This is a genomic window from Streptomyces sp. NPDC044061, assembly GCF_056434305.1.
Genome location: NZ_JBWKFL010000037.1, coordinates 77,669 through 86,174 on the forward strand (window position 1 = coordinate 77,669; position 8,506 = coordinate 86,174).

Below are 8,506 nucleotides of genomic sequence, written 5' to 3' on the forward strand. Positions count from 1 at the left end.
CTGTCAAGAGGTGGACCGTATGCCGCAGACGACTCCGGAACGCATCGACTTCTTCACCCGTCATCGCCCACTGCTGGACCAGGCGCTGGCTGCCGTCGAGAGCCGCGAGCACTGGACCCCCTACCCCGAGTCACCGAGCAAGACCTTCTACGGCGAGGACGCCGCGCGACTCGCGGAGAAGGCCTTCCGGGAGCAGCTCGGCGCCCCCTTCGACCTCCCCGGACATCCGGGAGACGGACGCGTCGCCCCCGGCGAGCGGTCCCCCTACGGCTTCGACCTGGGCATCAGCTACCCCCGGGTGGCACCGGCCGGGCTGCCGGCCGTCGCGGAGGCCGCGGCCGTCGCCTGGCGCAAGGCCGGCCCGGACGTCCGCGCCGGCGTCGCGGCCGAGATCCTCGGCCGGCTGAACGCCGCGAGCTTCGAGATCGCGCACGCCGTGCAGCACACCACCGGGCAGGCCTTCGTCATGGCCTTCCAGGCCGGTGGTCCGCACGCGCAGGACCGCGGCCTGGAGGCCGTGGCCCTCGCCTGGGGGGAGCAGAAGAGGTACGCGGCCACCGCCCGCTGGAGCAAGCCGCGGCGCAAGGGCGACCCGGAGGTGCTCGACAAGACGTTCACGCCCGTGGGCCGGGGCGTCTCGTTGCTCGTCGCCTGCAACACCTTCCCCACGTGGAACGGCTACCCGGGTCTGTTCGCCTCCCTCGTCACCGGCAACCCGGTGATCGTCAAGCCGCATCCCGGTGCCGTGCTGCCGCTGGCGATCACCGTCCGTGTCGCGCGGGAGGTGCTGGCCGAGGCAGGATTCGATCCCGACCTCGTCGTGCTGGCGGTCGAGCAGCCGGGTGACCGCATCGCCGGCGCTCTCGCCACGCATCCGGACGTGCGGATCATCGACTTCACCGGGTCCACCGAGTTCGGCACCTGGCTGGAGGACAACGCACGTCAGGCCGTGGTGTACACGGAGAAGGCGGGCCTCAACACCGTCGTGCTGGACTCGACGGACGACTACCGCGGGCTGCTGGGCAACCTCGCCTTCTCGCTCTCGCTGTACAGCGGGCAGATGTGCACCACTCCGCAGAATCTGCTGATCCCGCGCGACGGCATCGGCACGGACCAGGGCACGCGCACGGCGGACGAGTTCGCCTCGGACCTCGCCGCCGCCCTCGACCGGCTGCTCGCCGACCCGGACCGTGCCGCCGGCACGCTCGGCGCCCTCGTCAACGACGGCGTCCGTGAGCGGCTGGAACAGGCGGCCGAGGCCGGGCGCACCGTGCACGCCTCGACAAGGATCGCCCACCCCGAACACCCCGAGGCGGACGTCCGCACGCCGCTGATCGCCCGGCTCGACGCGGCTGCCGACCGGGCCGTCTACACCAAGGAGTGGTTCGGCCCCGTCTCCTTCGTCATCGGCACCGACTCCACCGAGCACAGCCTGCGCGTGCTGCGTGAGACGGTGCGCGAGCACGGCGCCCTGACCGCCGCGGTCCACTCCACGGACGAGAACGTGCTGGCGGCCGCCGAGGAGGCCGCCCTGGACGCCGGGGTGCACCTCTCCGAGAACCTCACCGGCGGTGTCTTCGTCAACCAGTCCGCCGCCTTCAGCGACTTCCACGGCAGCGCCGCCAATCCGGCGGCCAGTGCCACGCTCTCCGACGCCGCCTTCGTCACCGGCCGCTTCGCCGTACTGCAGTCGCGTCGACCGCACACCACCCCTACGTCCTCCGAGGAGGCCACCCGTGCCTGACGAGGTCTTTCTGATCGACGGCGCCCGCACCCCGCAGGGCCGTTACGGCGGCGCCCTGGCCTCGGTGCGCCCCGACGACCTGGCGGCCCTGGTGGTCGGCGAGGCCGTTCGGCGCTCCGGCGTCCCGGCGGACGCGGTGGACGAGGTGATCCTCGGCGCCGCCAACCAGGCGGGCGAGGACAACCGCGACGTGGCCAGGATGGCGGTGCTACTGGCGGGTCTTCCGCACACCGTGCCCGGCTACACCGTGAACCGGCTGTGCGCCTCCGGTCTGACGGCGGTCGCCTCGGCGGCCCAGGCGATCCGCGCGGGAGAGGCCGACCTGGTCGTCGCCGGCGGAGTGGAGTCCATGACCCGGGCGCCCTGGGTGACGGAGAAGCCCGGAACCCCGTGGGCGAAGCCGGGTGCGGTCCACGACACCGCCCTGGGCTGGCGCTTCACCAACCCACGCTTCGCGGCGGCGGACCATGAGATCCCGATGGGGGCTGGCCCGGAAACGGTGAAGGTCACCCTGTCCATGGGTGAGACGGCGGAGGAGATCGCGGCCCTCGACGGCATAGGCCGGGACGAGTCCGACGCGTTCGCGCTGCGCAGTCATCAGCGGGCCGTCGCGGCGCAGGAAGCCGGGCACTTCGACCGCGAGATCGTGCCGGTCGAGGTGAAGGGCGGCGAGGTCACCCGCGACGAGGGGCCCCGGCCCGGCACCACCCTGGAGAAGCTGGGCGCGCTGCGCACGATCTTCCGGCCGGACGGCATCGTGACGGCCGGTTCCTCCTCGCCGCTCTCGGACGGCGCCTCCGCGCTGGTCGTGGCGAGTGCCGCGGCCGTGAAGCGGTACGGCCTCACTCCCCGGGCCCGCATCGTCACCTCGGCCTCCGCCGGCGTGCAGCCCAACGTGATGGGACTCGGCCCGGTGCCCGCGACTCAGAAGGCACTGGCCCGCGCGGGCTGGGAGACGGCGGACCTGGACGCCGTCGAGCTGAACGAGGCGTTCGCGGTGCAGGCCCTGGCCGTGATCCGCCGGCTGAAGCTGGACGAGGACAAGGTCAACGCAGACGGCGGCGCGATCGCCCTGGGACATCCGCTGGGCTGCTCCGGTTCCCGCATCCTGCTCACCCTGCTCGGACGCATGGAGCGGGAGGACGCACGCCGGGGGCTGGCCACGCTGTGCGTGGGAGTGGGGCAGGGCGTGGCGATGCTGGTGGAGCGGGCATGAACGCGACCTCGTACGAGACGATCCTGGTGGACGAGCGCGAGGACCGGCTCGTCGTCTGCCTGCACCGCCCGGACGCCCGCAACGCCATCAACGCGCGCATGATCGAAGAGCTGCACGACGTCTGCGCACGGCTGGAGCGTGAACCGAAGCTGCTCCTGTTGACCGGCCACGGCGGTGTCTTCGCCGGCGGCGCCGACATCGCGGAACTGTTGCGGCGCGGTCGCGACGAAGCGCTGCAGGGCATCAACAGCCGCCTGTTCGAGCGCGTTCGGCGGCTGCCGATGCCGACGGTCGCGGCCGTCGACGGCTGGGCCCTGGGCGGTGGAGCGGAACTGTCCTACGCGTGCGACATCCGCATCGCCGGGCCCGACGCGGTCTTCGGCAACCCCGAGCCGGGCCTCGGCATCCTCGCCGCCGCCGGCGCCTGCTGGCGTCTTCCGGAGCTGGTGGGCGAGTCCGTCGCCAAGCAGGTGCTGCTCGCGGGACGCGACCTCGACGCGCGGGCGGCCCTGGCGGCAGGTCTGGTCATGGACGTCGTACCGGCGGAGAAGCTGCTGGACGCGGCGCACGCGGTGCTCGACCGCATGGCCCGCTCGTCCCGTACGGCCCTGCGGCTGACGAAACTCGTCGTCGACTCGCCCGGTGCCCACCCCGTCGCCGACGACCTCGCTCAGGCGGTGCTCTTCGAGGGTGAGGACAAGAAGGACCGCATGACCCGATTCCTGGAGAAGAAGAGGAGCCGAGCATGACGTCGGCACCGGCAGTCGTGGGCGTGATCGGCGGTGGCCGCATGGGCGCCGGGATCGCGCAGTCCTTCGCGACGGCGGGATCGGCCGTGACGATCGTCGAGAGCGACGAGCCCTCGGCCGCCCAGGCGCACGAGCGGGTGGCCACCGGGTTGAAGCGGGCCGCCGAACGCGACCGGCTCGCCGAACCGGCGGACCAGGTGCTCGGCCGCGTCACGAGCGTCGCGTCGTTCGCGGACCTGCCCCCGCATGCCGACCTCGTCGTCGAGGCGGTCTTCGAGGACGCGGGTCTCAAGGCGAGCCTGCTCGCCGAGGCGGAGAAGTTCGTGGACACCCGGACGGTTCTCGCCAGCAACACCAGCTCCCTCTCGGTCACCGAGCTCGCCTCGGCGCTCGCCGAGCCCGCCCGTTTCCTCGGCATGCACTTCTTCAACCCCGTGCCGGCCTCCGAACTGGTCGAGATCGTCGTCGCCCCGGCCACGAGCGCCGACACCCTGCGGAGCGCCCTCGACTGGACCCGCTGCCTCGGGAAGAAGGACGTCGTCGTCAACGACTCCCCGGGCTTCGCCAGCAGCCGTCTCGGTGTGGCACTGGGACTGGAGGCGATTCGCATGGTCGAGTCCGGGGTCGCCGAGCCGGAGGCCATCGACGACGCCATGCGGCTGGGCTACAAGCACCCGATGGGCCCGCTCCGGCTGACCGACCTCGTCGGACTGGACGTACGCCTGGCCATCGCGGAGCACCTGCACGCCACCCTCGGCGAACGCTTCGCCCCGCCGCAGCTGCTCCGCGACAAGGTCGCCCGCGGGGAACTGGGACGGAAGACCGGACAAGGGTTCTACACATGGCGGTGAGCGCCCCTTCCGGATTCAAGGAGTCTCGTCATATCATGGACCGAACGAACGGTCGGTTGGGATTGGTGGTAGGGATGACTGCACGACAGGCCGGGCCCTCGCCGGCGGAGGACGCGCCGCCCGGGTTGCAGGAGCGCTTCGACGACACCATCGCGCGCGACCAGCGGATCGAGCCGCGCGACTGGATGCCGGACGGCTACCGCAACACGCTGATCCGGCAGGTGGCCCAGCACGCGCACTCGGAGATCATCGGCATGCAGCCCGAGGGCGAGTGGATCACCCGCGCGCCGTCGCTGCGCCGCAAGGCGATCCTGTTCGCCAAGGTCCAGGACGAGGCCGGCCACGGGCTGTACCTGTACTCCGCGGCCGAGACCCTGGGCGCCGACCGTGCCGACCTCACCGAGCGGCTGCTCGAAGGCCGCCAGAAGTACTCCTCGATCTTCAACTACCCGACCCTGACCTTCGCCGACGTCGGCGTCATCGGCTGGTTCGTGGACGGCGCCGCCATCTGCAACCAGGTGCCGCTGTGCCGCAGCTCCTACGGGCCGTACGCGCGTGCCATGGTGCGCATCTGCAAGGAGGAGTCCTTCCACCAGCGGCAGGGCTACGAGCTGCTGATGACGATGATGCGCGGCACCGAGGCCCAGCGGGAGATGGTCCAGGACGCGGTGAACCGCTGGTGGTGGCCGTCGCTGATGATGTTCGGCCCGCCCGACGACGACTCGCCCAACTCGGCGCGCTCCATGGCCTGGAAGATCAAGCGGCACAGCAACGACGAGCTGCGCCAGCGGTTCGTGGACATGACCGTGCCGCAGGCCGAGAAGCTCGGCGTCACCCTGCCCGACCCCGAGCTGCGCTGGAACGAGGAGCGCGGCCGGCACGACTTCGGCACCCCCGACTGGTCCGAACTGAAGCGAGTGATCAGCGGCGACGGGCCGTGCAACACCGAGCGGACGGCGCGGCGCCGGGCCGCGCACGAGGAAGGCGCCTGGGTGCGCGAGGCGGCAGCCGCGCACGCCGCCAAGCAGGCCACCAGGACGAAGGACGGAGCAGCGGCATGAGCGAGCAGCAGACGAAGAGGGACGGCTGGCCGCTGTACGAGGTGTTCGTGCGGGGCAAGCGCGGACTCAACCACGTCCACGTCGGCTCCCTGCACGCAGCCGACGACCGCATGGCCCTCACCCACGCCCGCGACCTGTACACCCGGCGCAACGAGGGCGTGAGCATCTGGGTGGTGCGCTCCGAGCACATCACCGCCTCCACCAGAGACGAGAAGGACCCCTTCTTCGACCCGAGCGCCGACAAGGTCTACCGGCACCCCACCTTCTACGACATCCCCGACGACGTCCCGCACATCTAGGAGCAGGTCATGAGCGACGACCACGTCTACCTGTCCCTGGCCGAGGGACACGAGGACAGCGACGCCCGCTGGGCCTTCGGCACCGGCTTCGAGGACCCGCTGTACGGCGTGAGCACGGCCGTCCCCGAGGGCGTCGACCGGGCCGAACTGGCCGCGAGCTGCCTGGCACTCGGCGACGACGCCCTCGTCACGGCCCAGCGGCTGGCGGAGTGGACCACGCGCGCCCCGGAGCTGGAGGAGGAGGTGGCGCTGGCCAACATCGGGCTCGACCTGCTCGGCCAGGCCCGTCTGCTGTACGCCCGCTGCGGGCAGGTCGACGGCACCGAGCGCGGCGAGGACGCGTACGCCTACTTCCGCGACCCGGACGAGTTCCGCAACGTACGTCTGGCCGAACTGCCCAACGGGGACTTCGCGTTCTCCATGGCACGGCTGCTGGTCCTCTCCAGCTGGCGCCTGGCCCACTTCGAGCGGCTCGCCGCCTCCGCCGACCCGGTGCTCGCCGCCATCGCCGCCAAGGGCGTGAAGGAACTGACCTATCACCGGCAGTACGCCGCCGAGTGGGTCGTCCGGCTCGGCGACGGCACCGAGGAGTCGCACCGGCGCATGCAGGCCGGCCTCGACCAGGTGGCCCCGTATCTGAGCGAGTTGTTCGCGGCCCATGACGCCGGGACGGCGGTCCTCGCCGTGCTGGGGCAGGTCGCCGAAGCGGCCGGCCTGGCCCTGCGGGACGTGCCTCCGTCGGCGGCCGGCTCCGGACGCGAGGGCGGGCACACCGAGCACCTGGCCCCGCTGCTGGCGGAGCTGCAGAGCGTGGCCCGAGCCCACCCGGAGGCGACATGGTGACCGTCCTCACCGACGCCCGGCGCGCCCGGCACGTCGCCGAGCAGGTGCCCGACCCCGAGCTGCCGATGCTCACCCTGGCCGACCTCGGCGTGCTGCGTGACGTGCGGGTGACATCCGAGGGCACGGTCGTCGCCGACCTCACACCGACCTACTCCGGCTGCCCGGCCATGTCCGAGATGCGGGCCGGGGTGGCCGCGCGGCTCAACGCCGCCGGCTACGACCGCGTGGAGGTGCGCACGGTCCTGGACCCGCCGTGGACCACCGACTGGATCACCCCCGAGGGCCGCCGCAAGCTCGCCGAGCACGGCATCGCACCCCCCGGACCCGCGCCGCGCCCGGCGCCCGGACCCGTGCCGCTGGTGCTGGCCGCGACCCGCCGGGTGGTGCCCTGTCCGCGCTGCGGGACGACGGACACGGAGGAGACCTCCCGCTTCGGCGCCACCTCCTGCAAGGCGCTGTGGCGCTGCCGCGCCTGCCGCGAACCGTTCGAGTACGTCAAGGAGATCTGATGGAGGACCTGTTGGCCCCCGCCGACGCGGCCCCCGCCCCGGTGCGGCGCACGCGCCGCCGCCCCGCCTTCCACACGTTGCGCGTGGCAGCGGTGGAGCGGCTGTGCGAGGACGCGGTCGCGGTGAGCTTCGACATCCCCGACGAGCTGGCGCAGGAGTTCGCCTTCGAACCCGGCCAGTCGCTCACCCTCCGCCGCCAGGTGGACGGACGCGACGAGCGGCGCTCGTACTCGATCTGTTCTCCCGTGGGTTCCCGGCCCCGCATCGGCGTCCGGGTGGTCCCCGGCGGTCTGTTCTCCTCCTGGCTGGTGAACGAGGTCGGCCCGGGCGACACCGTCGAGGTGATGGGCCCGGTGGGTGCCTTCACCCCCGACCTGACCACACCCGGGCACCACGTGCTCATCGCGGCCGGCTCGGGCATCACGCCCATGGTCTCCATCGCCGAGTCGGTCCTCGCCGCCGACGAGACCTCTCGGGTCACCCTCTTCTACGGCAACCGCCGCACCGACTCGGTGATGTTCGCCGACGAACTGGCCGACCTGAAGGACCTCTATCCGGCCCGGTTCCAGCTCGCGCACGTGCTGTCCCGCGAGCCCCGCGAGGCCGAACTGCTGACCGGCCGCCTGGACGCCGACCGGCTGGCCGCGCTCGTCGACGGCCTGGTCGACGTCTTCGAGGCCGGCCACTGGTGGCTGTGCGGCCCGCACGGCATGGTCCTCGACGCCCAGCGGGTGCTGGCCGGGCTGGGTGTGCCGGACGACCGGATCCACCAGGAGCTCTTCTTCGCCGGGGACGAGCCCGTCGCCACCGTCCGCCACGAGGAGCCCCGAGCCGACGGACCGGTCAGCGAGGTGACCGTCGTCCTGGACGGACGCTCCACCACCTCCCCGCTCTCCCGCGAGGCCACCATCCTCGACTCCGCGGCCCGGGTCCGCCCCGACCTGCCCTTCGCCTGCAAGGGCGGCGTCTGCGGCACCTGCCGCGCGCACATCACCGAGGGCAAGGCGGACATGCGCCGCAACTACGCGCTGGAACCCGCCGAGGTGGACGCCGGATACGTCCTGACCTGCCAGACCTACCCCGTCTCCGAGACCCTGACCGTCGACTTCGACAGCTGAGGAGGGGCGGGGGGGGGGGGGGGGGGGGGGGGGGGGGGGGGGGGGGGGGGGGGGGGGGGGGGGGGGGGGGGGCGAGGGGGGGGGGGGCGCGGCCCCGCGCGTCTCGTCTCAGCCCC

The 8,506-nt window shown here is 72.5% G+C and carries 9 protein-coding genes; all 9 read left to right on the top strand.

Annotated features, from left to right (window positions below; all coding sequences use genetic code 11):
* Nucleotides 1-19: 19 nt before the first annotated feature.
* On the top strand, nt 20-1,744 hold the full coding sequence (gene paaN / locus AC07CM_RS39655) for a phenylacetic acid degradation protein PaaN (protein WP_478881388.1): 1,725 nt from the start codon (nt 20-22) through the stop codon (nt 1,742-1,744).
* Nucleotides 1,737-2,960 (top strand): thiolase family protein, encoded by a 1,224-nt coding sequence (locus tag AC07CM_RS39660; protein WP_478881389.1) that lies wholly within the window; start codon nt 1,737-1,739, stop codon nt 2,958-2,960. Before paaN ends, AC07CM_RS39660 begins: the two co-directional genes overlap by 8 nt.
* Nucleotides 2,957-3,709 carry an enoyl-CoA hydratase/isomerase family protein gene (locus AC07CM_RS39665; RefSeq protein WP_478881390.1) on the top strand — a complete coding sequence of 251 codons (753 nt, stop codon included), beginning with the start codon at nt 2,957-2,959 and terminating at the stop codon, nt 3,707-3,709. Before AC07CM_RS39660 ends, AC07CM_RS39665 begins: the two co-directional genes overlap by 4 nt.
* The gene (locus AC07CM_RS39670) at nt 3,706-4,560 is read left to right on the top strand and encodes a 3-hydroxyacyl-CoA dehydrogenase family protein (RefSeq protein ID WP_478881391.1); all 855 of its coding nucleotides are present in this window, start codon (nt 3,706-3,708) and stop codon (nt 4,558-4,560) included. The genes AC07CM_RS39665 and AC07CM_RS39670 overlap by 4 nt, the downstream gene beginning before the upstream one ends.
* A 74-nt stretch (nt 4,561-4,634) precedes the next feature.
* Entirely contained in the window at nt 4,635-5,621 is a 987-nt protein-coding gene (gene paaA / locus AC07CM_RS39675) for a 1,2-phenylacetyl-CoA epoxidase subunit PaaA (RefSeq protein ID WP_478881392.1), read from the top strand.
* Nucleotides 5,618-5,920 (top strand): 1,2-phenylacetyl-CoA epoxidase subunit PaaB, encoded by a 303-nt coding sequence (gene paaB, locus AC07CM_RS39680; RefSeq protein WP_478881393.1) that lies wholly within the window; start codon nt 5,618-5,620, stop codon nt 5,918-5,920. Before paaA ends, paaB begins: the two co-directional genes overlap by 4 nt.
* A gap of 9 nt (nt 5,921-5,929) precedes the next feature.
* The gene (gene paaC, locus AC07CM_RS39685) at nt 5,930-6,763 is read left to right on the top strand and encodes a 1,2-phenylacetyl-CoA epoxidase subunit PaaC (RefSeq protein ID WP_478881394.1); all 834 of its coding nucleotides are present in this window, start codon (nt 5,930-5,932) and stop codon (nt 6,761-6,763) included.
* Nucleotides 6,757-7,272: a 1,2-phenylacetyl-CoA epoxidase subunit PaaD gene (gene paaD, locus AC07CM_RS39690; protein WP_478881395.1), complete on the top strand. Its 516-nt coding sequence runs from the start codon at nt 6,757-6,759 to the stop codon at nt 7,270-7,272. Before paaC ends, paaD begins: the two co-directional genes overlap by 7 nt.
* Nucleotides 7,272-8,390 carry a 1,2-phenylacetyl-CoA epoxidase subunit PaaE gene (gene paaE, locus AC07CM_RS39695; protein ID WP_478881396.1) on the top strand — a complete coding sequence of 373 codons (1,119 nt, stop codon included), beginning with the start codon at nt 7,272-7,274 and terminating at the stop codon, nt 8,388-8,390. The genes paaD and paaE overlap by 1 nt, the downstream gene beginning before the upstream one ends.
* Nucleotides 8,391-8,506 lie beyond the last annotated feature (116 nt).